The 25762-nt window shown below is 68.3% G+C and carries 26 protein-coding genes and 1 pseudogene; 8 read left to right on the top strand and 19 right to left on the bottom strand.

Features of this window, described 5'->3' with window-relative positions; translation table 11 throughout:
• Window positions 1–1071 (bottom strand): anthranilate phosphoribosyltransferase, encoded by a 1071-nt coding sequence (gene trpD, locus ACIQID_RS00850; RefSeq protein ID WP_312672121.1) that lies wholly within the window; start codon window positions 1069–1071, stop codon window positions 1–3.
• A gap of 288 nt (window positions 1072–1359) precedes the next feature.
• Here trpD and ACIQID_RS00845 point away from each other — a divergent pair, with 288 nt between their 5' ends.
• From ACIQID_RS00845 to ACIQID_RS00815, 7 genes and pseudogenes are all read left to right on the top strand, one after another.
• Window positions 1360–1917, top strand: a complete 558-nt coding sequence (locus tag ACIQID_RS00845; protein ID WP_231729617.1) for a heme-copper oxidase subunit III — start codon at window positions 1360–1362, stop codon at window positions 1915–1917.
• A gap of 20 nt (window positions 1918–1937) precedes the next feature.
• Window positions 1938–2738 carry a c-type cytochrome gene (locus tag ACIQID_RS00840; protein ID WP_071329602.1) on the top strand — a complete coding sequence of 267 codons (801 nt, stop codon included), beginning with the start codon at window positions 1938–1940 and terminating at the stop codon, window positions 2736–2738.
• A 36-nt stretch (window positions 2739–2774) separates the two neighbouring features.
• Window positions 2775–3851 (top strand): ubiquinol-cytochrome c reductase iron-sulfur subunit, encoded by a 1077-nt coding sequence (locus tag ACIQID_RS00835; RefSeq protein WP_071329603.1) that lies wholly within the window; start codon window positions 2775–2777, stop codon window positions 3849–3851.
• Window positions 3848–5662 (top strand): cytochrome bc complex cytochrome b subunit, encoded by a 1815-nt coding sequence (locus ACIQID_RS00830; RefSeq protein WP_312672114.1) that lies wholly within the window; start codon window positions 3848–3850, stop codon window positions 5660–5662. The genes ACIQID_RS00835 and ACIQID_RS00830 overlap by 4 nt, the downstream gene beginning before the upstream one ends.
• A gap of 140 nt (window positions 5663–5802) precedes the next feature.
• Window positions 5803–5916: pseudogene (locus ACIQID_RS00825) on the top strand (RidA family protein); the annotation flags it as partial.
• Entirely contained in the window at window positions 5913–6512 is a 600-nt protein-coding gene (locus ACIQID_RS00820) for a GNAT family N-acetyltransferase (RefSeq protein WP_400281134.1), read from the top strand. The pseudogene ACIQID_RS00825 and the gene ACIQID_RS00820, both read left to right, overlap by 4 nt.
• Window positions 6513–6521: 9 nt before the next feature.
• Window positions 6522–6941 (top strand): rhodanese-like domain-containing protein, encoded by a 420-nt coding sequence (locus ACIQID_RS00815; protein ID WP_400281131.1) that lies wholly within the window; start codon window positions 6522–6524, stop codon window positions 6939–6941.
• Window positions 6942–7004: 63 nt separating this feature from the next.
• Here the strand turns inward: ACIQID_RS00815 and ACIQID_RS00810 are convergent, their stop codons facing one another.
• The 5 genes from ACIQID_RS00810 to ACIQID_RS00790 all read right to left on the bottom strand — a co-directional run bounded on the left by ACIQID_RS00810 (window position 7005) and on the right by ACIQID_RS00790 (window position 12048).
• Window positions 7005–7439 carry a cytochrome c oxidase subunit 4 gene (locus tag ACIQID_RS00810; protein ID WP_025105064.1) on the bottom strand — a complete coding sequence of 145 codons (435 nt, stop codon included), beginning with the start codon at window positions 7437–7439 and terminating at the stop codon, window positions 7005–7007.
• A gap of 3 nt (window positions 7440–7442) precedes the next feature.
• Entirely contained in the window at window positions 7443–9176 is a 1734-nt protein-coding gene (gene ctaD / locus ACIQID_RS00805; protein WP_331203053.1) for a cytochrome c oxidase subunit I, read from the bottom strand.
• 3 nt (window positions 9177–9179) lie between these two features.
• On the bottom strand, window positions 9180–10106 hold the full coding sequence (gene coxB / locus ACIQID_RS00800) for a cytochrome c oxidase subunit II (protein WP_396654600.1): 927 nt from the start codon (window positions 10104–10106) through the stop codon (window positions 9180–9182).
• 109 nt (window positions 10107–10215) lie between these two features.
• Window positions 10216–10578 (bottom strand): iron-sulfur cluster insertion protein ErpA, encoded by a 363-nt coding sequence (erpA, locus tag ACIQID_RS00795; protein ID WP_025105067.1) that lies wholly within the window; start codon window positions 10576–10578, stop codon window positions 10216–10218.
• Window positions 10579–10644: 66 nt separating this feature from the next.
• Complete coding sequence (locus ACIQID_RS00790) at window positions 10645–12048, bottom strand: dipeptidase (RefSeq protein WP_312672106.1); 1404 nt, start codon at window positions 12046–12048, stop codon at window positions 10645–10647.
• 45 nt (window positions 12049–12093) lie between these two features.
• Here ACIQID_RS00790 and ACIQID_RS00785 point away from each other — a divergent pair, with 45 nt between their 5' ends.
• Window positions 12094–12666: a DUF3043 domain-containing protein gene (locus ACIQID_RS00785; protein ID WP_060921218.1), complete on the top strand. Its 573-nt coding sequence runs from the start codon at window positions 12094–12096 to the stop codon at window positions 12664–12666.
• Here ACIQID_RS00785 and ACIQID_RS00780 read toward each other — a convergent pair.
• From ACIQID_RS00780 to ACIQID_RS00720, 13 genes are all read right to left on the bottom strand, one after another.
• Entirely contained in the window at window positions 12641–13678 is a 1038-nt protein-coding gene (locus tag ACIQID_RS00780) for a quinone-dependent dihydroorotate dehydrogenase (protein WP_400281124.1), read from the bottom strand. The two genes, ACIQID_RS00785 and ACIQID_RS00780, sit on opposite strands and share 26 nt — an antisense overlap.
• A 10-nt stretch (window positions 13679–13688) precedes the next feature.
• Entirely contained in the window at window positions 13689–14159 is a 471-nt protein-coding gene (gene nrdR / locus ACIQID_RS00775; RefSeq protein ID WP_187661782.1) for a transcriptional regulator NrdR, read from the bottom strand.
• A gap of 10 nt (window positions 14160–14169) precedes the next feature.
• The gene (gene hisD, locus ACIQID_RS00770) at window positions 14170–15474 is read right to left on the bottom strand and encodes a histidinol dehydrogenase (protein WP_331203057.1); all 1305 of its coding nucleotides are present in this window, start codon (window positions 15472–15474) and stop codon (window positions 14170–14172) included.
• A gap of 1 nt (window position 15475) precedes the next feature.
• On the bottom strand, window positions 15476–16729 hold the full coding sequence (locus tag ACIQID_RS00765) for a hypothetical protein (protein ID WP_400281120.1): 1254 nt from the start codon (window positions 16727–16729) through the stop codon (window positions 15476–15478).
• A gap of 67 nt (window positions 16730–16796) precedes the next feature.
• Window positions 16797–20315: a DNA polymerase III subunit alpha gene (dnaE, locus tag ACIQID_RS00760; protein ID WP_312672101.1), complete on the bottom strand. Its 3519-nt coding sequence runs from the start codon at window positions 20313–20315 to the stop codon at window positions 16797–16799.
• Window positions 20316–20353: 38 nt separating this feature from the next.
• A complete protein-coding gene (locus ACIQID_RS00755) occupies window positions 20354–21418 on the bottom strand; it encodes a hypothetical protein (RefSeq protein WP_331203059.1) in 1065 nt (354 codons plus the stop codon).
• A complete protein-coding gene (locus ACIQID_RS00750) occupies window positions 21393–21995 on the bottom strand; it encodes an RNA polymerase sigma factor (RefSeq protein ID WP_400281116.1) in 603 nt (200 codons plus the stop codon). Before ACIQID_RS00750 ends, ACIQID_RS00755 begins: the two co-directional genes overlap by 26 nt.
• Before the next feature lie 31 nt (window positions 21996–22026).
• Entirely contained in the window at window positions 22027–22608 is a 582-nt protein-coding gene (locus ACIQID_RS00745; protein WP_312672098.1) for a GNAT family N-acetyltransferase, read from the bottom strand.
• A gap of 57 nt (window positions 22609–22665) precedes the next feature.
• Window positions 22666–23586, bottom strand: a complete 921-nt coding sequence (locus tag ACIQID_RS00740; RefSeq protein WP_331203060.1) for an RluA family pseudouridine synthase — start codon at window positions 23584–23586, stop codon at window positions 22666–22668.
• A gap of 2 nt (window positions 23587–23588) precedes the next feature.
• A complete protein-coding gene (gene lspA / locus ACIQID_RS00735) occupies window positions 23589–24161 on the bottom strand; it encodes a signal peptidase II (RefSeq protein ID WP_396654598.1) in 573 nt (190 codons plus the stop codon).
• A 9-nt stretch (window positions 24162–24170) separates the two neighbouring features.
• Window positions 24171–24770 (bottom strand): DivIVA domain-containing protein, encoded by a 600-nt coding sequence (locus tag ACIQID_RS00730; protein ID WP_331203061.1) that lies wholly within the window; start codon window positions 24768–24770, stop codon window positions 24171–24173.
• Window positions 24771–24951: 181 nt separating this feature from the next.
• Window positions 24952–25251: a YggT family protein gene (locus ACIQID_RS00725; protein ID WP_025105081.1), complete on the bottom strand. Its 300-nt coding sequence runs from the start codon at window positions 25249–25251 to the stop codon at window positions 24952–24954.
• A 3-nt stretch (window positions 25252–25254) separates the two neighbouring features.
• Complete coding sequence (locus ACIQID_RS00720) at window positions 25255–25728, bottom strand: cell division protein SepF (protein WP_400281109.1); 474 nt, start codon at window positions 25726–25728, stop codon at window positions 25255–25257.
• Window positions 25729–25762 lie beyond the last annotated feature (34 nt).

The raw sequence follows: 25762 nt of genomic DNA, 5'->3' as shown, positions 1-25762 counted from the left end.
TCACTCCTTCGGGGCGGCCAGCTCGCGACTGACGCCGATCCACTGATCCAGCTTGGCCAGCGCGCGCCCGTCGTCCACCGCGGCGGACGCGCGGGCGAGCGCAGCGCGGAGCCGCTCGAGGATCGGCCGCTGCACCTGGGTCGCGTCCTGCGACAGCTCGAAGGCGACGATGCCGGCGGCGGCGTTGAGGAGGACGATGTCCCGCACCGGCCCCTGCTCCCCTGCGAGCGTCCGTCGGAGGATCTCGGCGTTGTGGGCGGGAGAGCCGCCGATGAGGTCGGACAGGTCGGCGAGCGGGATGCCCAGATCACGGGGATCGAGGTCGTGCTCGTGGATGTCTCCGCGGGTGACCTCCCAGATGCGGCTGTGCCCGGTCGTCGTGAGCTCGTCGAGGCCGTCGTCGCCTCGGAAGACCAGCGCCGTCGCTCCCCGCGTGCGGAAGACTCCGGTGATCAGCGGGACGCGCTCCATCTGGGCCACACCGACCGCGTTGGCCTCGGCGCGGGCCGGATTGCAGAGCGGCCCGAGCATGTTGAAGACGGTGGGTACGCCGAGCTGAGAGCGGACGGCACCGGCGTGCTGGAAACCGGGGTGGAAGGCTCCCGCCCAAGCGAAGGTGATGCCCGTCCGGTCGAGGATGGAGGCGACGGCCGCAGGGTCGAGAGAGAGCTCGAGGCCGAGTGCACCGAGGACGTCGGAGGAGCCGGAGGCCGAGCTCGCGGCCCGATTCCCGTGCTTGACCACGGGGATCCCGGTGGCGCCGATGATGACGGCGGCCGTCGTCGACACGTTCACGGTCCCGACGCGATCGCCTCCCGTACCCACGATGTCCAGCACGTTCGGCGAGACGGGCAGAGGCACGGCGGCCTCCAGGATCGCGTCGCGGAAGCCGACGATCTCGTCGATCGTCTCGCCCTTCGCCCGCAGCGCGACGAGGAACCCGGCGAGCTGCGCCTCGGAGACGCCGCCCTTCATGATCTGCCGCATGGCCCAGGTCGACTCCCACACACTGAGGTCGCGACGCTCCAGGAGAGAGGTGAGCACATCGGACCAGGTCAGGGAATCAGCCATGTGTGCGATCCTATCGGCGCGGAGAAAACGTGCAGATCGATACGGGCGGGCGCCCAGGCCGTTGAAGTGCGACGTTTCCCGCGTATTCACCGGGTATTCGCAGTGTTTTCTTAGGGTCCCCTAAGTCCTCGGCAGGCGAATCGAGGGGCGCGGGTGCAAGAATCACGCCTGCGGATCGGCCATAATGGAGGGGTGACGACCTCAGCGACGTATGCCCCGGCGGCGAGAACCATCAAGCGGCCCAACCCGGTAGCTGTCGGCACCATTGTGTGGCTCGGCAGCGAGGTGATGTTCTTCGCGGGACTCTTCGCGATCTACTTCACCCTCCGCAGCACATCCCCCGAGCTGTGGGCCGACCGTACCGAGCTCCTGAACGTGCCGTTCGCGGCAGTGAACACGGCGATCCTCGTGCTCTCCTCGTTCACCTGCCAGATGGGCGTGTTCGCGGCGGAAGACCTGCAGCCCTACAAGATCGGCAAGGGACAGAAGAACGGCGCCGGCCGCCGTCGCCTGTTCGGCTGGGGCATGGTCGAGTGGTTCTTCCTCACCTTCGCCCTCGGCGCGATCTTCGTGTCGGGCCAGGTCTGGGAGTACGCCCAGCTCGTCGCTGAGGGCATGCCGATCCAGGCGGACTCGTACGCCTCGGCGTTCTACCTGACCACCGGCTTCCACGCCCTCCACGTCACCGGCGGACTCGTCGCGTTCCTCCTGGTGATCGGCCGCGCGTACGCCGTCAAGAACTTCCGGCACAAGGAGGCGACCTCCTCGATCGTGGTGTCCTACTACTGGCACTTCGTCGACGTCGTCTGGATCGTGCTGTTCTTCGTTATCTACTTCCTGAAATAAGAGCGGAGCTGATCCCCGAGATGGCACGAGAGAAGAAGCGCCGTTCGAGCGGTCGTCGCAGCCCACTGGCGGCGGCCGCGCTCATCGGAGCAGGCCTCATGATCACCGGCGCGGTGTACGCCGGTGCGACGGCGGCCTTTGCGGCCAACGACGCCCCCACGGCATCGACGCAGCTGACGGTCGAAGACGGCGAGAAGCTGTTCACGGCCAACTGCGCCACCTGCCACGGCCTCGACCTGGAGGGCACCCCCAACGGACCGAGCCTCTACGGCGTCGGCGAGCTGGCGGTGGAGTTCCAGGTGTCCACCGGCCGTATGCCGCTGCAGATGCAGGGACCGCAGGCTCCGCAGAAGGAGCCGCAGTTCACCGAGGAGCAGATCCTCGCGATGGCGGCCTACGTGCAGTCCGAGGCCCCCGGCCCGACGTACCCCGCTGACGAGATCCTCGACGGCGAAGGCGACGTGGCGCACGGCGCCGAACTCTTCCGCGTCAACTGCGCGATGTGCCACAACGTGGCCGCCGCCGGTGGCGCACTGACCGAGGGCAAGTACGCTCCGGCCATCACGGAGACCAGCGCGCTGCACATCTACGCGGCCATGGTCACCGGCCCGCAGAACATGCCGGTCTTCGGCGACATGAACCTGTCCGACGAGGACAAGCGCGACATCATCTCGGCTCTGCTCTTCCAGCAGCAGTCCGTCCAGATCGGCGGCTTCTCCCTCGGCTCGCTCGGACCGGTCTCCGAGGGCCTGTTCGTGTGGATCTTCGGTATCGGCGCTCTGGTCGCCATCACCGTGTGGATCACGGCGAAGTCCAACTGACGCTTATTCATCGAAGAGGAACGTACGAGGAGCACCATGGCACACGACGACGACTCGCAGGCTCTTGACAGGGCCTACCAGCCCTCTCCGGGGCTGGGTGTCGCAGTCAGCGATCCCGTGCAGAACCCCGGTCTTCCGCCGCATCGCGAGCGGATGACCGACAAGGACCCGCGCGCCGAGAAGGCCGCCGTCCGCACCGTCTACACGCTGTTCTACCTGTCGCTCGCCGGCAGCATCTGGGCGGTCGCCGCCTACATGCTGTTCCCGATCGAGAGCGGCGCTCTCATCGACATCCGTCAGAACAACCTCTTCATCGGTCTCGGCATCGCTCTCGCGCTGCTGGCCCTGGGCATCGGCGCCATCCACTGGTCGAAGGCGCTCATGTCCGACAAGGAGCACGTCGAGCACCGCCACCCCACCCGGGGCAAGGACTCGACGCGTGAGGCGGCCATCAAGGCCTTCGCCGACGCCAACGAGGAGTCGGGCTTCGGCCGTCGCACGATGATCCGCAACTCGCTGTTCGCAGCGATCGTCGCGTCGATCATCCCCGGTGTGACGCTGTTCCGCGGCCTCGCTCCGCACTCCACGCCGGACGACCCCACTGCGGGAGACCCGGTCGCGCTGCTGAAGCACACCATGTGGGACGAGGGCATGCGCCTGGTGCGCGACCCCGACGGCACCCCCATCCGTGCCGCCGATGTCACGCTCGGCTCCGCGTTCCACGTGATCCCGGAGGATCTCGCAGAGCTCGGGCACGACGAGGGCTACCTCGAGGAGAAGGCCAAGGCCATCGTGCTGATGATGCGTCTCCGCCCGGAGCAGCTCATCGAGGCCGAGGACCGCAAGGACTGGTCCTACGACGGCATCGTCGCGTACTCCAAGGTCTGCACCCACGTCGGCTGCCCCGTCGCGTTGTACGAGCAGCAGACCCACCACCTGCTGTGCCCGTGCCACCAGTCGCAGTTCGACGTCACGGACCACGCGAAGGTCATCTTCGGCCCGGCCGCCCGGCCGCTGCCGCAGCTGCCCATCACCGTGGACGACGAGGGCTACCTCATCGCACGCAGCGACTTCACCGAACCCGTCGGCCCGAGCTTCTGGGAGCGCCATTGAGCACCGCAACGCTGTCCAAGGACGAGAAGGACACCAAGGCGCCTCTCGGCGGCCGCTTCGTCGGCGCCGCGTCGAACTACATCGATGAGCGCACGAGCCTCTCGGGCTTCGTCAAGGAGCTCGGTCGCAAGATCTTCCCCGACCACTGGTCGTTCATGCTCGGTGAGATCGCTCTCTGGAGCTTCGTCGTGGTGTTCCTGTCCGGAACCTTCCTGACGTTCTTCTTCCAGGCATCCATGGTGGAGACGCACTACACCGGCGCGTACGCGCCGATGCGCGGCATCGCGATGTCGTCCGCTCTCGAGTCGACGCTGCACATCTCGTTCGACCTCCGCGGCGGACTGCTGGTGCGTCAGATCCACCACTGGGCCGCACTCGTGTTCATCGCCGGCATCGGCGTGCACATGCTGCGCGTGTTCTTCACGGGCGCGTTCCGCAAGCCGCGCGAGCTGAACTGGGTGATCGGCTTCGTGCTGTTCGTCCTCGCGATGGCCGAGGGCTTCACCGGCTACTCGCTCCCCGACGACCTGCTCTCGGGCAACGGCCTGCGCATCATCGACGGCATGATCAAGGGTCTCCCGCTGATCGGCACCTGGACCTCGTTCCTCCTCTTCGGCGGCGAGTTCCCCGGCACCGACATCGTGGGACGCCTGTACACGCTGCACATCCTGCTGCTCCCGATGCTGGTCATCGCCTTCATCGCCGTGCACCTGATGCTCATGATCATCAACAAGCACACGCAGTTCGCCGGCCCCGGCCGCACGAACGACAACGTCGTGGGCTACCCGATGATGCCGGTCTACATGTCCAAGATGGGTGGCTACCTGTTCATCGTCTTCGGCACCATCGTGCTGATCGCGACGTTCTTCCAGATCAACCCGATCTGGAACTACGGCCCCTACGACCCGTCCCCCGTCTCGGCCGGTACGCAGCCGGACTGGTACATCGGGTTCGCGGACGGCGCGCTGCGCCTGGCACCGTCGAACTGGGACATCGTGTTCCTCGACCACACCTGGTCGTTCGGCATCCTGGCCCCGGTCGCGGTCCTCGGTCTGTTCATCGTCATCGTCGCGATCTACCCGTTCATCGAGGCGTGGGTCACCGGCGACAAGCGCGAGCACCACATCGCCCAGCGTCCGCGCAACGCGGCCACCCGTACCGCGATCGGCGTCGCCGGCGTCATCTTCTACGCAGTCCTGTGGGCGGCGGCCTCGTCCGACCTCATCGCCACGCACTTCATGCTCACCATGGAAGGCGTCATTCATACGCTGCAGGCGCTGCTGTTCCTGGGCCCGATCATCGGCTACTTCGTGACGAAGCGCATCTGCATCGCGCTCCAGAAGAAGGACCGCGAGATCGTCCTGCACGGCTTCGAGTCCGGACGCATCGTCCGCCTCCCCGGCGGCGAGTTCATCGAGGTGCACCAGCCGGTCGACGTCTACGACCGCTGGAAGCTCATCGACGTCGACGGCTACGAGCCGCTGGTCGTCCGTCCGAACGCCAAGGGCCGCATCCCGTGGACGGAGAACCTCCGCTCCGCGATGTCGCGCTGGTTCTTCGAGGACCGTCTCGCTCCGCTCACGCAGGCCGAGATCGATGCCGCCGACGCGCACCAGCACCACGTCACTGCGGGGAACGAGGAGGCGGAGGCCGCCGAGATCCAGGGCGCTCACGAGCGCGCCGGGTTCCCGGATGCGCCGCTCACCGTCGACGAGACGCACGTCGACGAGACGCCGAACACGCCCAGCACGGTGATCTCGACCGAGCCGGTCAAGAAGCCTCGGAAGAAGAAGTCGGAGGACGACGCGTAATCGTCGCTCCCCCTCGCGAAGGCCCCGTCCACTCGGACGGGGCCTTCGTCGTCCCACCCCGATGAGAGGATCGAATCATGTCCAGCGTCGTCCGTCTGCTCCCGGCACCCCCGCTCGCCGCCAGCCCCGACGCCTCTGCCGCGTTCGGCGCTCACGACGTGCCGAGCACCCTTCTCGAGGTCACCGCGCTCGCCTACGACCACCAGCTCGTGGAGATCGAGGCCGTCGCCGCTCTCCCGGAGGACCGCTCATGAGCTTCACCATCCGTCACGCCACGCCCCACGACCACATCGCCCTGGAAGAGATCGAGCGCGCCGCCGACCGCCTCCTGGTCGAGCGCTTCGATGCAGAGGCGTGGCCACCGCCGACGACCGACGCGGAGCGCGAGGGCGCCCCGGGATTCGTGCTCGTGGCCGCTCCCTCCTCCCCCGTCGACGACGAGCAGGTCGACCACACGCCGCCCATCGGCTTCGTCCAGGTGCTCGAGGTGGACGACCAGGCACACCTGGAGCAGCTCTCCGTCCATCCCGAGCACGGCCGCCAAGGCATCGGCCGTGCCCTGGTCCTGGCAGCGCAGGAGGAGGCACGTCGGCGGGGTTACAGCCGCCTCACCCTGCGCACGTACGCGGACGTGCCGTGGAACGCGCCGTTCTACAGGCGATGCGGATTCGAGGAGTCCGAGCCCGACACCGACTTCCTGAGCGCACTGGTCGCCGTGGAGGAACGCCTCGCTCTCCCCGCACACGGCCGACGGATCCAGATGACCGCTCTCCTCGGCAGCGCCGGAACGGCAGGATTCACGCGAGGGTCGACAGGATCGCTCGGGCCGCGGACCCACCTGGTTCCCTAGCCTGGAGTCATGATCGACCGCGCCGAGTACTTCGCAGCCCGCCTTTCCTACGAGACCGATCCGAGCGACGTCCACTCCGAACGTGCAGCGGGTCGAGCCCTCGTGGTCGTCGACGTGCGCTCGGCCGAGGCATGGGCGCAGGGGCGGGTCGCCGGCGCCGTCCACATGCCCCACAGCGAGGTCGCGGCCAGGGCTCCGCAGGAGATCCCCGCGGATGCGGATGTCGTCGTGTACTGCTGGAGCCCGGGATGCAACGGCGGCGTCCGCGGCGCGCTCGAGTTCGCGCGGCTCGGTTACCGGGTGCGCGAGATGATCGGAGGCTTCGAGTACTGGGTCCGAGAGGGGTACCCCGTCGAAGACGCCGAGGGGGTCCACCATCGCCCCGTCGATCCCCTCACCGGAATCCCGCGCATCCGGTCCCGCGCCTGAACACGGTATGGAGACGACGAAGGCCCCCGGAGCGATCCGGGGGCCTTCGTCGTAGGAAGAGCGTCAGCGGGCGAAGTTCCCGCGGTAGTACTCGTAGACCCAGCCGACGATCGCGACCACGAAGATCGCGAGCCCGATCGGGAGCAGGAAGTGACCGACCGCGAGGCCGACGACGAACACTCCCGCCGAAGCCGCGAGCACCAGCGGCCACCAGGACCACGGGCTGAACTCGCCGAGCTCGGGGTCACCGTCGTCGATGTCCGACGTGAGGATGTCCTCGGGCAGCTCGCCGTTCTGCGCCTTGTGCGTCCGGTCGAGGTAGAAGGCGACCATCGCGCCCATGAAGGCCGAGAAGAACAGGGCGACCGTGCCGACCCACTCGATCTGGTTCACCAGCGGAAGCCCCGGGTGAGCCAGGATGTTCCACCCCGTGTAGACGACGCCGACGAGGGCGAAGAACGCGGTGAGGACCCACCAGATGATGACGTTGTCGCGCATGGCTCAGTGGCCCTCTCGCTCGCCGGGTGCGGTGGTCGCGAACTCCGCGGCCTCCGGGTGGTTCAGGTCGAAGGCCGGACGCTCGCTGCGGATGCGCGGGATCGACGTGAAGTTGTGCCGCGGCGGCGGGCACGACGTGGCCCACTCGAGCGAGGCGCCGTAGCCCCACGGGTCGTTCACCGTCACCTTGGGAGCCTTGCGGGCCGTGATCCAGACGTTCAGGAAGAACGGCAGCATCGACGCACCGAGGATGATCGCACCGATCGTCGAGACCTGGTTCTGCCAGGTCCAGCCGTCCGCCGCGGAGTAGTCCGCGTAGCGACGCACCATGCCGTCGACACCGAGCCAGTGCTGGATGAGGAAGGTCATGTGGAAGCCGATGAACAGCATCCAAAAGTGCACGTAGCCGAGGCGCTCGTTGAGCATGCGTCCCGTCCACTTCGGCCACCAGAAGTAGAAGCCGGCGAACATCGCGAACACGACCGTACCGAACACGACGTAGTGGAAGTGCGCCACGACGAAGTACGAGTCGCTGAGGTGGAAGTCCAGCGGCGGGGCCGCGAGGATCACACCGGTCAGACCGCCGAAGACGAACGACACGAGGAAGCCGAGCGCGAAGACCATCGGCGTCTCGAACGTCACCGAACCTCGCCACAGCGTGCCGATCCAGTTGAAGATCTTCACACCCGTCGGCACCGCGATGAGCATCGTCATCAGGGCGAAGAAGGGCAGGAGCACCGAGCCCGTGACGTACATGTGGTGCGCCCACACCGCGACGGACAGGGCCGCGATCGCGATGGTCGCGTAGACCAGGGTCTTGTAACCGAAGATCGGCTTGCGGCTGAACACCGGGAAGATCTCCGAGACGATGCCGAAGAACGGCAGCGCGATGATGTACACCTCGGGGTGACCGAAGAACCAGAACAGGTGCTGCCAGAGCAGGACACCGCCGTTGGCCGGGTCGTAGATGTGGGCACCGAGCACGCGGTCGGCCGCGGCAGCGAAGATCGCCGCGGCGAGGACCGGGAAGGCCATCAGGATCAGGAGGCTGGTGATCAGCGTGTTCCAGCTGAAGATCGGCATGCGCCACATCGTCATGCCGGGCGCGCGCATCGTGATGATCGTCGTGATGAAGTTCACCGCGCCGAGGATCGTGCCGAAGCCCGAGATGCCGAGACCGAGCATCCAGAGGTTTCCACCGGCACCCGGTGAGAACGAGGCGTTGGCCAGCGGCTGGTACGCGAACCACCCGAACGAGGCGGCACCCTGCGGGGTGAGGAAGCCGGCGACCGCGATGGTCGACCCGAACAGGAACAGCCAGAAGGCGAAGGCGTTCAGACGCGGGAATGCGACGTCGGGAGCACCGATCTGCAGCGGCAGGATCGCGTTCGCGAAGCCCGCGAACAGCGGCGTCGCGAACATCAGCAGCATGATCGTGCCGTGCATCGTGAACAGCTGGTTGTACTGCTCCTTCGTCGGGATGATCTGCATGCCCGGCGCGAACAGCTCGGCGCGGATGACGAGGGCCATCACGCCGCCGAGGAGGAAGAACATCACCGAGGCGATGAGGTACATGTACCCGATCGTCTTGTGGTCCGTGGAGGTGATCCACTTGACGACGATGTTGCCCTTCTGCTCGACGCGCGAGGAGCTCATCAGAGCGGCCTGACGCGCGGGCAGGGTGGTGGGACGGGAGCGGGGTGCCTCGTCGGTGCGAGGAGCTTCAGTGGTCGACATGGCTTACTCCTCTCCTTCCTCGGTGTCGGTCTTCCCGGAGGTGCCGGGGAGGTTCGAGAGACGGTCGTACGCGTCGGTGATGTCCCCGGTGTTGCCCTCTTCCTCGAGGGTCTCGAGGTAGGCGTCGTACTCGTCCTGCGAGACGACCTTCACGTTGAAGAGCATCATCGAGTGGTACTCGCCGCAGAGCTCGGCGCACTTGCCGGCGTACTCGCCCTCGCGGGTGGGGATGAAGGACCAGGAGTTGTCCTTCCCGATGAACATGTCCTTCTTGTAGAGGAAGTCGATGATCCAGAAGGAGTGGATGACGTCACGCGACTGCAGGTTGATGGTGACCTTCTGGTCGACCGGCAGCACCAGGGTCGGCAGCTCCGCCTGGTCGATGTTGCCTTCCGCGTCGGGCTGGGCCTGGATGCCCATGGTCCACACGGTGTCTTCCTCGGTCTCGCCGTTGTACTGGAAGTCCCATGCCCACTGCTTGGCGATGGCGGTGATCTCGACGTCGGGGTCGTCCCACTTCGTCTCGATCTCGGTCTGGTCGCGAGCCGTGAAGAAGAACATGCCCAGCACGAGGATGAGCGGCACGATCGTGTAGAAGATCTCGATCGGCATGTTGTAGCGCATCTGCACCGGGAGACCGGTCTGGCCCTTGCGACGGCGGTACGCGATCGCGGCCCACGCCATGAGGCTCCAGGTGATGACGCCGACCGCGAGGAGCACGATCCAGGAGTTCACCCAGAGGGACGAGACGCGCTCCGTCTGGTTGGTTGCTGCCGGACCACCATCCACGAAGCCCGGAAGAAAGCCGTTCAGCTCGGTGGGAGTACATCCCGCCAGAGCCACAGCTGCCACAACTCCCACAGGGAGTGCGGCCCAACGAAGGCGGCGTTTCGAGGGCACGATGCACCTTTCAGATCGCGGACAAGGCATGTCCAAGTCTAGAGCAACCTCACACCTGATTCATGCCAACCATGCAGGTTGAGACGCCGAACGGCCGCCGTCACAGGACGTGACGGCGGCCGTTCGCGGGAAGTACGTGTCAGTGGAAGCTGTCGCCGCAGGCGCAGCTGCCCGCCGCGTTCGGGTTGTCGATGGTGAAACCCTGCTCCGAGATGGTGTCCTTGAAGTCGATCGAGGCACCGTCGAGGTAGGGAACGCTCATGTTGTCGACGATGACCTCGACACCGTCGAAGTCGACGGTCTCGTCGCCTTCGAGGTACCGCTCGTCGAAGTAGAGCTGGTAGATCAGGCCCGAGCAGCCGCCGGGCTGCACGGCGACGCGCAGACGGAGGTCGTCGCGGCCCTCCTGCTCCAGAAGGTTCTTCACCTTCGTGGCGGCGGCGTCCGTCAGCTTGACGCCGTGTGCGCGGGTGGTCTCTGCGGACAGGGTGGTGTCGCTCATGTCGCTCCTCGTGACGGGCCGGGTACGTGCTCTTCGACGATTCTACCGCCGGTGCGGACCGAAGGCTCAGATCTCCCGCGCGTTCATGCGTGCGAGGAGCAGGGCCTCGGTCGCCACGGCGTGCCGGAAGGTGTCGAGATGCAGGGACTCGTTCGGGCTGTGCGCACGGGAATGCGGATCCTCCACGCCCGTCACGAGGATCTGCGCTTCGGGGAACTCCCGCACGAGGTCGGCGATGAACGGGATCGAACCGCCGACGCCCAGATCCACCGGAGGGACTCCGTACCCGTCGCGCATCGCGTCGCGGGTGAGGGAGACCGCCCACCCGCTGGTGTCCACGAGGAAGGGGTTGCCGAGGTCCACATCGGAGAAGGTCAGCTCGGCGCCGAACGGCGCGTGGGCGCGGAGGTGCCGCTCGAGAGCCTCGTAGGCCTCCTGACCGGACTGCCCGGGGGCGACGCGGGCGCTGATCACCACGGTCACCTCCGGGAGCAGCGTGTTCGACGCGGCAGCGACACTCGTCGCGTCGATGCCGATGACCGTGACGGAGGGCTTGTTCCAGATGCGGCTGAGGATCGTGCCGTCGCCGATGGGCGTGGTCCCGGGGAGGAGTCCGGCCTCGTCGCGTAGCGTGTCCTCGGTGTACTCAGGGGTCTCGGCATCCCGCGCCGTCATCCCGTCGACGGCCACGGAGCCGTCCTCGTTCCACAGCGTGGCGAGGAGTCGGACGGTGGCCATCATCGCGTCGGGCACCGCTCCCCCGAACATCCCCGAGTGGGAGGCGTGGTCGAGCGTCCGCACCTTCAGGGTGAAGCGTGCGTTGCCGCGGAGGGACACGGTCAGGCCCGGCGTGACGGAGTCCCAGTTGCCGGAATCCGCGACGACGATCGCATCGGCGCGGAGGGCGTCCTTGTTGTCGGAGAGGAACTGCGCGAACGACCGCGAGCCGTACTCCTCCTCCCCCTCGACGAACATCGCGATCCCGAGGTCCAGATCGTCGCCGAGGACGTCGGCGACCGCACGGATCGCGCCGATGTGCGCCATGATGCCCGCCTTGTCGTCTGCCGCGCCGCGGCCGTAGAGGCGCCCGTCGCGCACGGTCGGCTCGAACGGCGGCGTCTCCCACAGGGCGTCGTCCCCCGGAGGCTGCACATCGTGGTGGGCGTAGAGGAGGATCGTCGGCTTGCCGTTCCGCGCGGCGCGGGTCGCCAGGACGGCCGGCTGGCCCTGCTCGTCGGTGCCGGGGATGTCCGCGCGGAGCACGGTCACCTCGTCGAACACGCCGGTGCCGCGCGCGAGGGTGGCGACGGCGTCGGCGCTGCGCTCGAGCTGCGTCTGGTCGAACGCCGGCCAGGCCATGCCGGGGATGCGCACGAGGTTCCCGAGGTCCGACAGCGCGGAGGGGATGCCGGTGGCGACGGCTTCGAGGACGGCGGCGTCGGACTCGCTGGGAAGTGCAGGTGAGGTCATGCGAGTAATCTTAAGGCGACCCACCCCAGCGAACCGAGGAACCTCGTGGCCACTACCCCCGCCTCCCCTTCGACGAACGACGACGCCCCCCAGACGCCTGCCGTCGGCAAGGGACGCGCGACGCCGACCCGCGCCGAGCAGGAGGCCGCGCGCCGCCGCCCCCTCGTGGCGAACACCAAGGAGGCGAAGGCCGCGGCTCGCGCCGAGCTCAACGAGCGTCGCGCGAAGGCGCAGGCCGGCATGGCCGCCGGCGAGGAGAAGTACCTCCCCGCGCGTGACAAGGGCCCGCAGCGCCGGTGGGTGCGCGACTACGTCGACGCCGGCTGGCACCCCGCCGAGTTCGTGATGGGTGTCATGGTGCTCGTCATCCTGGCCTCGCTGCTGCCGACGAACATGATGATCTCGTTCTACGCGTACCTGTTCATGATGGCGTACCTCGTGATCGCGATCGGCGGCATGATCCTCCTCGGCATGCGGGTCAAGCGCAAGGCGGCCGCGAAGTTCGGCAAGGACCGCGTCGAGAAGGGTCTCGGCTGGTACGCGGGCATGCGAGCCCTGCAGATGCGCTTCATGCGCCTGCCCAAGCCGCAGGTCAAGCGCGGGCAGTACCCGGACTGACCAGTCCGCGGTTGATCTCGCGGCCCCAGAACGGTCCGCGGTAGAGGAACGCCGTGTAGCCCTGGACCAGGGTGGCCCCGGCATCCAGACGCTCCTGCACGTCGGCGGCCGTCTCCACACCGCCCACCGCGATCACGCAGAAGTCCTCGGGGACGGCGGCACGGACGACCCGGAGCACCTCCAGCGACCGCTGCTTGAGCGGAGCACCGGAGAGCCCCCCGGCGCCGGCCGCCTCGACGACGGCTGCATCGGTACGCAGGCCGTCACGGCTGATCGTCGTGTTGTGGGCGATGATGCCCGCGAGCCCTTCCTCGACGGCGAGCCGCGCGATCGCGGTGATCTCGTCATCCGGCAGATCGGGGGCGATCTTCACGAGCAGCGGAGTGGAGCCGGCCGCGTCACGGACGGCGCGCAGCAGGGGCGCCAGAGTCTCGACCGCCTGCAGGCCCCGCAGCCCCGGAGTGTTCGGCGACGAGACGTTGACCGCGAGATAGTCGGCCAGCGGAGCGAGTCGAGTGGCGGAGGCGACGTAGTCGGCGACGGCATCCTCGACGTCCACCACGCGACTCTTCCCGATGTTCACGCCGATCACCGTGTCCGGTGCGCCCCGGCGGAGTCGAGCGAGGCGGCGGGCTGCGGCATCCGCACCGCGGTTGTTGAAGCCCATGCGATTGACGACCGCGCGGTCCGCGACCAGTCGGAACAGGCGCGGCTTCGGGTTGCCCTCCTGCGGGACGGCGGTGATCGTCCCGACTTCGACGTGGCCGAAGCCGAGCGCCGCGAGACCGCGCACGCCGACGGCGTTCTTGTCGAACCCGGCGGCGACGCCGAACGGCGACGGGAACGTGAGCCCGAGGGCTTCGACCCGCAGCGAGGGGTCCGGCCGGGTCATCGCACGGGTGGCCCACGAGAACGGCGGCACGCCGAGGACGCGGATCACCGCCATGCCGGCGTGGTGGGCGAACTCGGGGTCGAAGCGCGAAAGGACGGCGCGGAAGAGCAGCGGATACATCCCTGCCAGATTACCGGTCCGCCGCCTCCGCCTTCGCGTGGTCGGCCCGGAGGTCGCCGATCGCCGACTCGAAGTCCTCGAGCGAGTCGAACGCCTGGTACACGCTCGCGAAGCGGAGGAAGGCGACCTCGTCGAGCTCACGCAGCGGTCCCAGGATGGCGAGGCCGATCTCGTTCGTGTCGAGCTGGGAGACGCCGGTCTGCCGGACGGCCTCCTCCACCCGCTGCGCGAGGATCGCGAGGTCCGCCTCCGTCACGGGACGCCCCTGGCAGGCTTTCCGCACGCCGGAGATGACCTTCTCCCTGCTGAAGGGCTCCATGACGCCCGAGCGCTTGATGACGTTGAGACTCGCGGTCTCCGTCGTGGAGAACCGTCCTCCGCATTCCGGACACTGTCGACGGCGCCGGATGGACAGCCCGTCGTCGCTGGTGCGCGAGTCGATGACCCGGGAATCGGGATGACGGCAGAAGGGGCAGTGCATCTGACAGATCCTACGCGGTGAAACGGGCCTCGATCGCCTCGCCGTGCGCCGGGAGGACCTCGGTGTCGGCCAGTGCGACGACGCCCTCCCGCACCGCGGCCAGAGCGGCACGGTCGTACGACACGACCTGCTGCGGGCGCAGGAACGTGTAGGCGCCCAGACCCGGGGCGTAACGCGCCTGGCCCCCCGTGGGCAGCACGTGGTTGCTGCCGGCCATGTAGTCGCCGAGGCTGACCGGGGTCTGATCGCCGACGAAGACGGCACCCGCGCTCGTGAAGTCGGCTGCCGCCTCCTCCGCGTCCGCGAGGTGCAGTTCCAGGTGCTCCGGGGCGTAGGCGTTGCTGAACGCGACGGCCATCGCCCGGTCGTCCACGAGCACGATCGCCGACTGCGGTCCGGACAGCGCGGCCGCGACACGCTCGCTGTGCCGCGTACGCCCCGCCTGCCGTTCGACCTCTCCCCTGACCTGCTCGGCGATCTCCGGCGCGTCCGTGACGAGGACGGCCGAAGCCTGCTCGTCGTGCTCGGCCTGACTCACGAGGTCGGCAGCGATGAGGCGGGGGTCCGATGCGGCGTCCGCGACGACGAGGATCTCGGTCGCCCCGGCTTCGGAGTCCGTTCCGACCACGCCCGCGACGGCACGCTTCGCCGAGGCGACGTAGTTGTTGCCGGGCCCGGACACGACGTCGACGGGATCGAGCCCCAGGCTTCCGACGCCGTGGGCGAGGGCGCCGATGGCGCCCGCGCCGCCCATGGCATACACCTCGGAGACCCCGAGAAGCGCTGCCGCGGCGAGGATCGTCGGGTGGACACGGCCGTTCTCCGACGCCTGCGGCGGGGAGGCGAGGGCGATCTGCTGCACCCCCGCGACCTGCGCGGGGACGACGTTCATGACGACGCTCGACGGGTAGACGGCCTTGCCCCCGGGGATGTAGACCCCGACGCGGGAGACGGGCTGCCAGCGCTGCGTGATGGTCGCGCCGTCACCGATGCGGGTGACCTGCGGGGCGGGCACCTGCGCGGCCGAAGCCAGACGCACCCGACGGATCGCCTCCTCCAGAGCCGCACGCACGGCGGGGGCAAGCCCGGCCAGAGCTTCCGCGAGGTGCGATTCGGGAACCCGCACCGCGTGACCAGTGACCCGGTCGAAGCGCTCCGCCTGCTCGCGCAGAGCGTCCTCGCCGCGCTCCCGGACGTCGTCGACGAGGCGCGCCGCGGTGTCCAGGGCCTCGGCTCGCGCCTGGGTCGCGCGCGGCACGGCCGCGAGCATGTCGGCGGGCGAGAGCTCGCGCTCCCGCAGATCGATCGTGCGCATGTCAGCCCTTCGTGATGCCGGCGATGTCGTGGAGGTAGCCGATGCGGCCGTCGTCATGACGGACGACGAAGGCGCCACCGCGATCCTCGATCACGAGAGCCCACGCCGTCGGGCCGACGCGGAAGATCGGCTCACCGCGCTCGTCGTGGACGTCCCGCTCCGTCGGCGCGAGGATCCAGAAGGGCTGCGCGACGACCGCGCTGTCCCGCGGAGCCGCGGATTCGTCCTCGGTGCGGTCGTCGACGACCGGGTTCACGGCCGTGGCGTCGGCCGGCTCCGGCTCCCGGTACGCGGCGAGCTCTTCCTCGGTGAGCGCCTTGGCTCCGAGGAGAGACTCGATGCTGCCGGTGTCCGACACGATCTCGGGCTGCTCCCCACGGGAGCGACGCGAGTACGGCGGGGCGTACTCCGGCTCGGCGGACACGGGAACGGTTCCGGTCCCCCCACCGGACGCGTGCGCCGTGAGCGGGACGCGGTCGGCGTCGTCCCCTGTCGCAACCGCGGAGGCGTCATCGGAGACCTCGTCGGCCGTGCCGGCCTGCGCGGGAGCGGCATCCGTCGTCGACGGTGCGATGTCCGAAGCCGCGATGACCGCGGTCTCGTCCTCCGCCGGAGTCGCGTCGGTCTCGGAGGGCGAAGCGTCAGGCTCGGGGGCGGCGGCAGTCGCGTCCGGCGTCGTCTCGGGACGCGGACGGGGGATCACGGGGCGGACCGGGTTCGCGTTGCGGTGCGCCAGCGTCACGAGCCGCCCCTGGAAGTCCTCCTTGAGCCCCGGGATGAGCGGAGCGAAGACGGTGAGCACGACGAGCGCAGTGGAGGTGATGACCTGCACGACCGCGTTCCACGGCAGGCCCCAGTTGCCGGTCGAGATAACGGCTGACAGGGCGAGCCACAGATTGCCTGCCCACACGCACGCGGACACCGAGAAGGCCACGGAGGCGAACTGGTCGATGCCGAGCGAACCCACCCGGCGGATGCCGTCGGGCGAGAACCGTCGGAGGATGAGGAGGAAGACGGCGACGGTCGGAACGCCGATCGGCAGGATCCACTGGATGCCGATGCCCCACAGCGAGATCCCCCCGCTGAGCGGGAAGAAGGAGACGAGGAAGGAGACGAGCCAGACTCCGACGATCAGCAGCTCGCGCAGCGTGAATCCGAGGATGCCGTACTCCGGGGTCACCTCGTCGTCGTAGAGGACGCCGTCCTCGTCGCTGAACACCGCCTCGGCGTCCGGCTCGGGAAGATCCGTGCTCATAGTCGTCCTTTCCTCATCGGCGCACCACGCGTTTCCGGTGCTCTCGACGGCTCCCGATCCTACCCGCTCACCCCAGACAGGTTGGTCCGAGCAGAGACTTGAGGTCACCGAAGAGGTCAGCGGAGACCTTCACGGGCATGGGGACCTCGAACACCTTCGCGGTCCCTCCGCGGTGCACACGGAGCAGCACCTCGGTGTCGCCGCTGTGTCGGCGGAGCACCTCTGCCAGCTCGGTCATGACCCGCTCCGTCGCGCGCTGCTCGGCGAGCACGAGCGCCAGAGGACCGGCGGCGTCGAAGGAGCCGACGTCGGGCGCGAAGGCGGACTGGGCATGCAGGTTCAAGCCGTCGTCGCGGCGCGACACACGTCCGCGCACGGCGAGGATCGCATCCTGTTGCAGGGTGTGCTGGAACTCGAGGTACGTCTTGCCCATGAACATCACGGTGACCTCGCCGTTGAAGTCCTCCACGGTGATCATGCCGTAGGGGTTTCCGCTCGCCTTGGCCACCCGATGCTGCACGCTCGTGACGAGACCCGCCACGGTCACCTGATCACCGTCCTGCAGGTCCTCGGAGTTGTTGAGGTCGTGGATCGAGATCGAGGCGTGCTTCGCGAGCGGCACCTCCAGACCCGCGAGCGGATGATCCGAGACGTAGAGGCCGAGCATCTCGCGCTCGAAGGCGAGCTTGTCCTTCTTGATCCACTCCGGACGCGGCGGCACCTTCGCGGGCGCGACCTCCTCCAGACCGTCGTACAGACTGTCGAAATCGAAGCCGATGGCGCCCTGGGCCTCGTTGCGCTTCCTGTCGACCGCCGCCTCGACGGCGTCCTCATGGATCTCGAGGAGGGCCCTGCGGGTGTCCCCCATGGAGTCGAAGGCGCCGGCCTTGATGAGCGATTCGACCGTGCGCTTGTTGGCGACGTGCAGCGGCACCTTGTCGAGGAAGTGATGGAACGAGGTGAACCGCTCGTCCTTGCGCGACTGCACGATGCCGTCGACGACGTTCGTGCCGACGTTGCGGACGGCGCCGAGGCCGAAGCGGATGTCGTCGCCGACGGCCGCGAAGAAGTTGATCGACTCGGAGACGTCCGGCGGGAGCACCTTGATGCCCATCCGGCGGCACTCGTTGAGGTAGAGCGCCATCTTGTCCTTCGAGTCGCCCACGCTCGTGAGGAGGGCGGCCATGTACTCGGCCGGATAGTGCGCCTTGAGGTAGGCGGTCCAGTACGAGACGAGTCCATAGGCAGCGGAGTGCGCTTTGTTGAAGGCGTAGTCCGAGAACGGCAGGAGGATGTCCCAGAGCGCCTTGATCGCCCCTTCTCCGAAGCCGCGCTCCGTCATGCCGCCGGCGAAGCCCGCGTACTGCTTGTCCAGCTCGGACTTCTTCTTCTTGCCCATCGCACGGCGCAGGATGTCGGCTTGGCCGAGGCTGAATCCGGCCACCTTCTGCGCGATGGCCATGACCTGCTCCTGGTAGATGATGAGTCCGTAGGACTCTTCCAGGATCTCGGCGAGCGGTTCCGCCAGTTCGGGATGGATCGGGGTGATCTCCTGCTGCCCGTTCTTGCGCAGCGCGTAGTTGGTGTGGGAGTTCGCTCCCATCGGCCCCGGACGGTACAACGCGATGAGGGCCGAGATGTCGCCGAAGTTGTCCGGCTTCATGAGCCGCATGAGCGAACGCAGCGGCGGGCTGTCGAGCTGGAAGACGCCGAGGGTGTCGCCGCGGGCCAGCAGTTCGTAGACGGCGGGGTCATCGAGACCGAGGTGTTCGAGGTCGAGCTCCTCGCCCCGGTTCATCCGGATGTTGTCGAGGGCGTCGGAGATGATCGTCAGGTTCCGGAGACCCAGGAAGTCCATCTTGATGAGGCCGAGGGACTCGCACGACGGATAGTCGAACTGCGTGACGATCTGGCCGTCCTGCTCGCGGCGCATGATCGGGATGATGTCGAGCAGGGGCTCCGACGACATGATGACGCCGGCGGCGTGCACGCCCCACTGTCGCTTCAGCCCTTCGAGGCCGAGGGCCCGGTCGAAGACCGTCTTCGCCTCGGGGTCGGTCTCGATGAGGGCACGGAACTCGCTCGCCTCCTTGTAGCGCGGGTGCGCGGAGTCGAACATGCCGTCGAGGGGCATGTCCTTGCCCATCACGGCCGGGGGCATGGCCTTGGTGAGCCGCTCGCCCATGCTGAACGGGAAGCCGAGGACGCGACCGGCGTCCTTGAGGGCCTGCTTCGACTTGATCGTGCCGTACGTGACGATCTGGGCGACGCGCTCGGATCCGTACTTCCTCGTCACGTACTCGATGACCTCGCCACGACGACGGTCGTCGAAGTCGACGTCGAAGTCGGGCATCGAGACGCGGTCCGGGTTGAGGAACCGCTCGAAGATCAGACCGTGCTCGAGAGGATCGAGATCCGTGATCTTCATCGCGTAGGCGACCATCGAACCGGCACCGGAGCCTCGCCCCGGACCGACCCGGATGCCGTTGTCCTTGGCCCAGTTGATGAAGTCGGCGACGACGAGGAAGTAGCCGGGGAAGCCCATCTGCAGGATGATGCCGGTCTCGTACTCGGCCTGCTTGCGCACCTTGTCCGGGATGCCGTTCGGGTACCGGTAGTGGAGTCCCTTCTCGACCTCCTTGATGAGCCAGCTGTCCTCGGTCTCGCCGTCCGGGACCGGGAACCGCGGCATGTAGTTCGCCGAGGTGTTGAACTCGACCTCGCAGCGCTCGGCGATCAGGAGCGTGTTGTCGCAGGCTTCCGGGTGGTCGCGGAAGAGCTGCCGCATCTCGGCCGCGGTCTTGATGTAGTACCCGTCGCCGTCGAACTTGAAGCGGTTGGGGTCGTCGAGCGTGGAGCCGGACTGCACGCACAGCAGGGCCTCGTGGGCATCGGCCTCATGCTGGTGGGTGTAGTGCGAGTCGTTGGTGGCCACCAGCGGAATGCCGAGGTCTTTCGCCAGACGCAGCAGGTCGGTCATCACGCGGCGCTCGATCGACAGGCCGTGGTCCATGATCTCGGCGAAGTAGTTCTCCTTGCCGAAGATGTCCTGGAACTCCGCCGCCGCCGCGCGGGCGGCGTCGTACTGGCCGAGCCGGAGTCGCGTCTGCACCTCTCCCGACGGACATCCCGTCGTGGCGATGAGGCCCTTTCCGTAGGTCTGGAGCAGCTCGCGGTCCATACGCGGTTTGAAGTAGTACCCCTCCATGCTCGACAGCGAGCTCAGCCGGAAGAGGTTGTGCATGCCCTCGGTGCTCTGGCTCCACATCGTCATGTGGGTGTAGGCGCCGGAGCCCGAGACGTCGTCGCTGCGCTGGTCCGGCGATCCCCACTGCACGCGGGTCTTGTCGCTGCGGTGCGTCCCGGGGGTGACGTAGGCCTCGAGCCCGACGATCGGCTTGACGCCGGCGTTGCGCGCGGCGTTGTAGAACTCGAACGCCGCGAAGGTGTTCCCGTGATCGGTCACCGCGATCGCCGGCATGCCGTAGTCGGCGGCCGCCTGCGTCATGGCGTTGATCTTCGCAGCCCCGTCGAGCATCGAGTACTCGCTGTGCACGTGCAGGTGGACGAAGGAGTCGGATGCCATGCTTCGAGTCTACGTTCGGCCATCGACATCGGTCGGCCTCACGGCACCTCGTCCACCACCTCGGTGACGACGCTCGTCGTCGACTCGGGCGTGTCGCCGATGACCCCTCCGGATCCGTAGCCCTCCGCGATCGACTCCACGAGCCCACGGGATGTGTCGACGACGATGGTCGTCGTGCGGTGGCCGGGAACCGCGTAGCGCAGCGTGGCCGTGCCGCCGTCCTCCCCGATCAGCTGGAAGCCCGGGATCAGGGCGATCGCGCGGAAGAAGGCCGCTCTCAGCTCGGCCGGCATGAGGTTGATCGCGGAGGGGTCGGAGAGGCTCGCCACCACCCACCGATCGCCCTCCTCGCCGGCCAGCCCGGACCGGGCACGCAGCCAGTCCCGCAGCGCCGACGGTTCCCGTGGCATCTCGTCGTAGTGCGGGCGATAGCCGTCCGCCAGCTGCGGAACGGGCGTCGGATCGCCGTCGCCGACCGGCCAGACCCCGCCGGGAAGGACCTGCACCGTGCCGCGCTCGCGGATCGACGCTCCGGGTGACGAGGACCACTCCTGAGCGGCCCGCGCGCCCTGCCCGCCGAACGACCGCACGACTTCCGCGTTCCCCCAGTCGTAGAACCAGTCGGACGAGCGGTCGGCAGGGACGTACAGCACGCGCGTGTCCCTGACCAGGACGGCGGCGTCTCCCGTGTCCCGCGAGGCGTTGAAGGCGAAGGTGTCGTCATCGCCGTCGTCGGCCGCGTCCTCGTCCCAGAACTGGACGAACTCGTCGACGGTCCGGATCCGGATGTACTGCCCCTCCCCCGGGGTCAGGTCCTGGGCATCGACCGTGACGCTCGCCGCCTGCTCGAGAACCGCCGCTGCGGCGGCGTCGGGCGTGACAGGGAACAGGATGCCTCCGGCTCCCAGCGCCACGACCGCGGCTCCGGCCGTCAGTCCTCCGACGCCGAGGCCGGCCCACACCCGCGCCCGTCGTCGACCGCCCCGCGGAGCACGCGCTCCGGACACCGCGGTCGTCAGAGCGGCGCGGGCGCGACGGACGCTCTCCTCCGACGGCTCCGCCTGATCCGCACCGAGTTCACGCACCCGTTCCATAAGCAGCATCGCTCTCCTCCTTCGCCATCCACGTGAGTCGGGTCCGTCCCCGTGAGCCGGGCGGGGCGAGCCGTCGTCTGACCCGGTTGAGCCGCGACCGCACGGTCCCGACCGGGATGCCGAGGGCCTCGGCGATCTGGTCATAGGTGAGATCACCCCAGGCATGCAGGAGCAGCACGTCCCGGTCCCTGGCCGGGAGCCCGGCGATGCGGGGCGCGAGTGCGCGCAGGGCGGCGTCGGCGTCCAGCCGCGCGTCGGACGCCGCGTACGGGTGCTCCGCGGGTCCCTCGGCGATCGACGTGGCCTCGAAGGCCCGCCACTGCCGCGCTTCGGCCGCGCGGTGCCGCTTGATCATCCTCGTGGCGATGCCCAGGAGCCAGGGCAGCGCCGAGGGGACGTCGAGATCGAAAGACGCTCGACGTCGGAAGGCGACCAGGAACGTCTCGCTGAGCACATCGTCGACGGCGTCCTCGCCGATCCGCCGCCGGATGTATCCGCCGACCGGGCGCACGTGGCGCTCGAAGATGGCGGAGAAAGCCCGCGGCTCATCGAGCGACCGAGCGATGACCTCGCTGTCTGTGTTCACACTCTGTATTGCCCCGGAAGCGGAAGACGGTTCACGCTTTCTCGCGGAGGTCCAGTCGCATGAGCACACGGGGGAAGCCGTCGAGGACGGAACCCGTGTCCGCCGCCTTCTCGAACCCCGCGCTCTCGAAGAGACGCCGCGTCCCGACGTACGCCATCGTCAGGTTCACCTTCGCCCCGGCGTTGTCGACCGGATACCCTTCGATCGCGGGCGCGCCCCGTTCCCGCGCAGAGGCGACCGCGCCCTCGATGAGGGCGTGGGAGACACCCTGTTTGCGGTGCCCGGGGCGGACCCGGAAGCACCACAGCGACCATACGTCGAGGTCGTCGACGTGCGGGATGAGGCGATTGCGCGCGAAGCTCGTGTCGCGTCGAGGGTGCAGCGCCGCCCAGCCGACCGGCTCGTCGTCGAGGTAGGCGAGTACGCCGGGAGGAGGATCCTGGTGGCAGAGCTCACGCACCCGCTCGGCCCGTGCGGGACCGCGCAGCGAGACGTTCTCCTTGTTGCCGATCCGATAGCTCAGGCAGAAGCAGACGTTCGACGTCGGATTCTTGGGTCCCACGACCGCCGCGACGTCGTCGAAGACCGTCGCCGGGCGCACCACGATGCTCATGTGGTCAGTGTGGCGGAGACCACGGACACCGGCGGACGGACGCCCCGGCGGGTGCCGCTATTCCCCGCGCAGCACGTCCAGCGCGTGCTGGAAGTCCTCCGGATAGGGCGAGGAGAACTGCACCCACTCCCCCGTCGTCGGGTGGGCGAAGGCCAGCTGATGCGCATGCAACCACTGCCGCGTGAGTCCGAGGCGGGCGGAGAGCGTCGGATCGGCGCCGTAGAGCGGGTCCCCGACGCACGGGTGCCGATGTGCCGCCATGTGCACGCGGATCTGATGGGTGCGGCCCGTCTCCAGGTGGATCTCCAGCAGAGAGGCACCGGGAAACGCCTCGAGCGTCTCGTAGTGCGTCACGGAGGGCTTCCCGTCCGGGACGACGGCGAACTTCCAGGAGTGGTTCGGGTGCCGACCGATCGGCGCGTCGATCGTGCCCACGAGCGGGTCCGGATGCCCCTGGACCACCGCGTGATAGATCTTCTCGACCGTGCGCTCCTTGAACGCGCGCTTGAGGGCGGTGTACGCCGCCTCGCTCTTGGCGACGACCATGAGTCCGCTCGTCCCGACGTCCAGCCGGTGCACGACGCCTTGACGCTCCGGTGCGCCACTGGTGGCCACGCGGAACCCGGCGGCGGCGAGAGCGCCGACGACCGTGGGCCCCTCCCACCCGAGCGACGGGTGGGCGGCGACCCCGGTCGGCTTGTCGACCACGACGATGTCGTCGTCGTCGTAGACGATGCCCAGCTCAGGCACCGCGATGGGCACGATCTTCGGCCCCTCCTTCGGCTCCCACTCGACCTCGAGCCAGGCGCCGCCCCGCAGGCGGTCGGACTTGTCGAGCGTGACACCGTCCAGGCGGACGCCGCCGGACGCGGCCACCTCCGCCGCGAAGGTCCGCGAGAACCCGAGGAGCTTGGCGAGGGCGGCGTCGACCCGCGTGCCGTCGAGGCCGTCGGGGACGGGCAGCGAACGCGACTCCACGGTCAGCGCTCCTCGGACGCCGCAGCCGCCTCGGCGTCCTCGTCGGTCTCGATCGGGGCATGGTCCTTCTCCCGCGTGCCGTCGAATCGCAGTCCGAACACGACCAGCAGGGCGACGGAGATCATCCCCGTGACGATGAAGATGTCGGCGACGTTGAAGATGGCCGGCATCATCCAGGGCATCGAGATCATGTCGACCACGTGGCCGACGGGGAATCCGGGCTCGCGGAACAGACGGTCCGACAGGTTGCCGAGCACGCCTCCGAGCAGGCAGCCGAGGACGACGGCCCAGAGACGCGACCGCAGCCCGAACGCCTTCCAGACGATGACGCCCGCCACGATCGCGAGGGCGATGGTGAAGATCCAGGTCACGCCCGAGCCGAGGGAGAACGCCGCGCCGGGATTGCGCACGTAGTAGAGCTGCAGGAACTCTCCGAGAACGGGGACCGCCTCATGCAGCGGCAGGTTCTCGATCGTGAGGTACTTCACAAACTGATCGGCGGCCAGCACGACCGCTGCGAGAATCGCAACGATCGCACCGGCCGCCGACCGACGAAGGGGACGACGTCCTGACAAGAGGGCGCCTTACAGGCCGATCGCGGAGACCGGCGTGGAGTCCGTGGACGCCGACTTCTCGTCGAGCTCGCGGAGCTGACCCTCGATGTAGCCGCGGAGCTGCGAGCGGTAGTCGCGCTCGAAGTTGCGCAGCTCCGTGATGCGGGCCTCCAGGGTGTTGCGCTCGCGCTCCAGGCGTGCGGTCTCCTCGCGCTGCTTCGCCTCGGCCTCCGTGCGGATGCGGGCGACCTCGGCCTCGGCCTCGGAGATGAGCTGGTTGCGCTTGGCCTCACCCTCGGCCACGTGCTCGTCGTGCAGACGCTGCGCGAGCTCGATGATGCCGGCGGTGGCGGTGGCGGAGCCGGTCGGTGCGGCTTCGGCGGGGGCCTCGGCCGCGGGGGCCGGGGTGGGAGCAGCGGCGGCCGGCTCGGCGGCAGCGGCGGGAGCAGGGGTGGAACCCGACTCGTACGCGGCGAGCTTCGCCTTCAGCTCGGCGTTCTCCTCGAGGGCCTTGCGCCACTCGATGACGATCTCGTCGAGGAAGTCGTCGACCTCGTCCGGGTCGAAGCCGTCCTTGAAGCGGACGTGCTGGAACTGCTTGGTGACGACGTCATCCGGGGTAAGTGCCATGGGTGGCTCCTCTTTCGATGAGTTCGATTGCCAGTACCGATGTATGGCGTGTTCGTGATGTGGCGCGAACCCGGGGCGCGCACCTGGGTGCCAGCATAGCCCCCGAGCCTTGGGGTCGCGATGCCACGACACCCAGGCTCGGCGAACTCGCCGCCGTCCCCGGGCGCGACACGCGGGGTGGTCAGCGGATGAACAACCGGACGATGTTCATCAGGATCAGGACGACCAGAAGGGTCAGCGCGAAGCCGAAGTCCAGCGAGAGCTGACCGATACGCAGCGGCGGGATGATCCGCCGGAAGAACCGGATGGGCGGATCGGTGACGGTGTACACCGCCTCGGCGGCCACGAGACCGAAGCCCTTGGGACGCCATTCCCGATTGAACATCGGGATGTAGTCCAGGATGAGCCTCGCGAAGAGCACGAGGATGTAGACCAGCAGCACCAGATGGACGATGCTGGCGAGGACCGAGACCAGCTGCACGGTCTACGAGTGGTCGAAGCCCGCAGACTCGGCGTCTGCGTGCGCGATACCCCCGTGGCCGGACACCGCGATGTTCTCCGGCGAGAGCAGGAAGACCTTGGAGGTCACCCGCTCGATCCGGCCGTAGAGGCCGAGGGAGAGACCGCTCGCGAAGTCGATGAGGCGGCGCGCGTCGGCGTCGCTCATCTGGGAGAGGTTGATGATGACCGGGACGCCCTCGCGGAAGCTCTCCGCGATCAACTGGGCGTCGCGGTACTGCTTCGGGTGGACGGTGAGGATCTCGTTCACGGCTCCTGCTGCAGGCTGGCGGACGGCGACGGGACGACGGAGCGGCGTGACGGGAGCCGGAGCCGGCTCTTCGCGCTCACGCTCACGCTCGCGCTGGGCGCGGGCGGGCACTGGCGTCTCCTCTTCGTAGACCTCTTCCTCGTCGGCGAGGCCGAGATACACCATGGTCTTCTTCAGCGGGTTACCCATCGTGTCCTCCGGTTCGAACGTTTCGGGCTGGTCT

The organism is Microbacterium sp. NPDC091676 (assembly GCF_044756645.1).
GTDB lineage: Bacteria > Actinomycetota > Actinomycetes > Actinomycetales > Microbacteriaceae > Microbacterium > Microbacterium paraoxydans_D.
Note: the sequence above shows the minus strand (reverse complement) of the source record. Positions and strands in the feature narration are given on the sequence as shown.

Excerpts from the sequence above, each read along its gene's own strand:
- ctaD (WP_331203053.1), bottom strand. The coding sequence starts at position 9,176 with ATGTCGACCACTGAAGCTCCTCGCACCGACGAGGCACCCCGCTCCCGT.
- ACIQID_RS00780 (WP_400281124.1), bottom strand. The coding sequence starts at position 13,678 with ATGTATCCGCTGCTCTTCCGCGCCGTCCTTTCGCGCTTCGACCCCGAG.
- erpA (WP_025105067.1), bottom strand. The coding sequence starts at position 10,578 with ATGAGCGACACCACCCTGTCCGCAGAGACCACCCGCGCACACGGCGTC.
- nrdR (WP_187661782.1), bottom strand. The coding sequence starts at position 14,159 with ATGCACTGCCCCTTCTGCCGTCATCCCGATTCCCGGGTCATCGACTCG.
- coxB (WP_396654600.1), bottom strand. The coding sequence starts at position 10,106 with ATGCCTTGTCCGCGATCTGAAAGGTGCATCGTGCCCTCGAAACGCCGC.
- ACIQID_RS00745 (WP_312672098.1), bottom strand. The coding sequence starts at position 22,608 with ATGAGCATCGTGGTGCGCCCGGCGACGGTCTTCGACGACGTCGCGGCG.
- hisD (WP_331203057.1), bottom strand. The coding sequence starts at position 15,474 with ATGCGCACGATCGATCTGCGGGAGCGCGAGCTCTCGCCCGCCGACATG.
- dnaE (WP_312672101.1), bottom strand. The coding sequence starts at position 20,315 with ATGGCATCCGACTCCTTCGTCCACCTGCACGTGCACAGCGAGTACTCG.
- ACIQID_RS00840 (WP_071329602.1), top strand. The coding sequence starts at position 1,938 with ATGGCACGAGAGAAGAAGCGCCGTTCGAGCGGTCGTCGCAGCCCACTG.
- trpD (WP_312672121.1), bottom strand. The coding sequence starts at position 1,071 with ATGGCTGATTCCCTGACCTGGTCCGATGTGCTCACCTCTCTCCTGGAG.
- ACIQID_RS00845 (WP_231729617.1), top strand. The coding sequence starts at position 1,360 with ATGTTCTTCGCGGGACTCTTCGCGATCTACTTCACCCTCCGCAGCACA.
- ACIQID_RS00820 (WP_400281134.1), top strand. The coding sequence starts at position 5,913 with ATGAGCTTCACCATCCGTCACGCCACGCCCCACGACCACATCGCCCTG.
- ACIQID_RS00765 (WP_400281120.1), bottom strand. The coding sequence starts at position 16,729 with ATGAGCACGGATCTTCCCGAGCCGGACGCCGAGGCGGTGTTCAGCGAC.
- ACIQID_RS00810 (WP_025105064.1), bottom strand. The coding sequence starts at position 7,439 with ATGCGCGACAACGTCATCATCTGGTGGGTCCTCACCGCGTTCTTCGCC.
- ACIQID_RS00815 (WP_400281131.1), top strand. The coding sequence starts at position 6,522 with ATGATCGACCGCGCCGAGTACTTCGCAGCCCGCCTTTCCTACGAGACC.
- ACIQID_RS00755 (WP_331203059.1), bottom strand. The coding sequence starts at position 21,418 with ATGCTGCTTATGGAACGGGTGCGTGAACTCGGTGCGGATCAGGCGGAG.
- ACIQID_RS00730 (WP_331203061.1), bottom strand. The coding sequence starts at position 24,770 with ATGGCACTTACCCCGGATGACGTCGTCACCAAGCAGTTCCAGCACGTC.
- ACIQID_RS00790 (WP_312672106.1), bottom strand. The coding sequence starts at position 12,048 with ATGACCTCACCTGCACTTCCCAGCGAGTCCGACGCCGCCGTCCTCGAA.
- ACIQID_RS00835 (WP_071329603.1), top strand. The coding sequence starts at position 2,775 with ATGGCACACGACGACGACTCGCAGGCTCTTGACAGGGCCTACCAGCCC.
- ACIQID_RS00720 (WP_400281109.1), bottom strand. The coding sequence starts at position 25,728 with ATGGGTAACCCGCTGAAGAAGACCATGGTGTATCTCGGCCTCGCCGAC.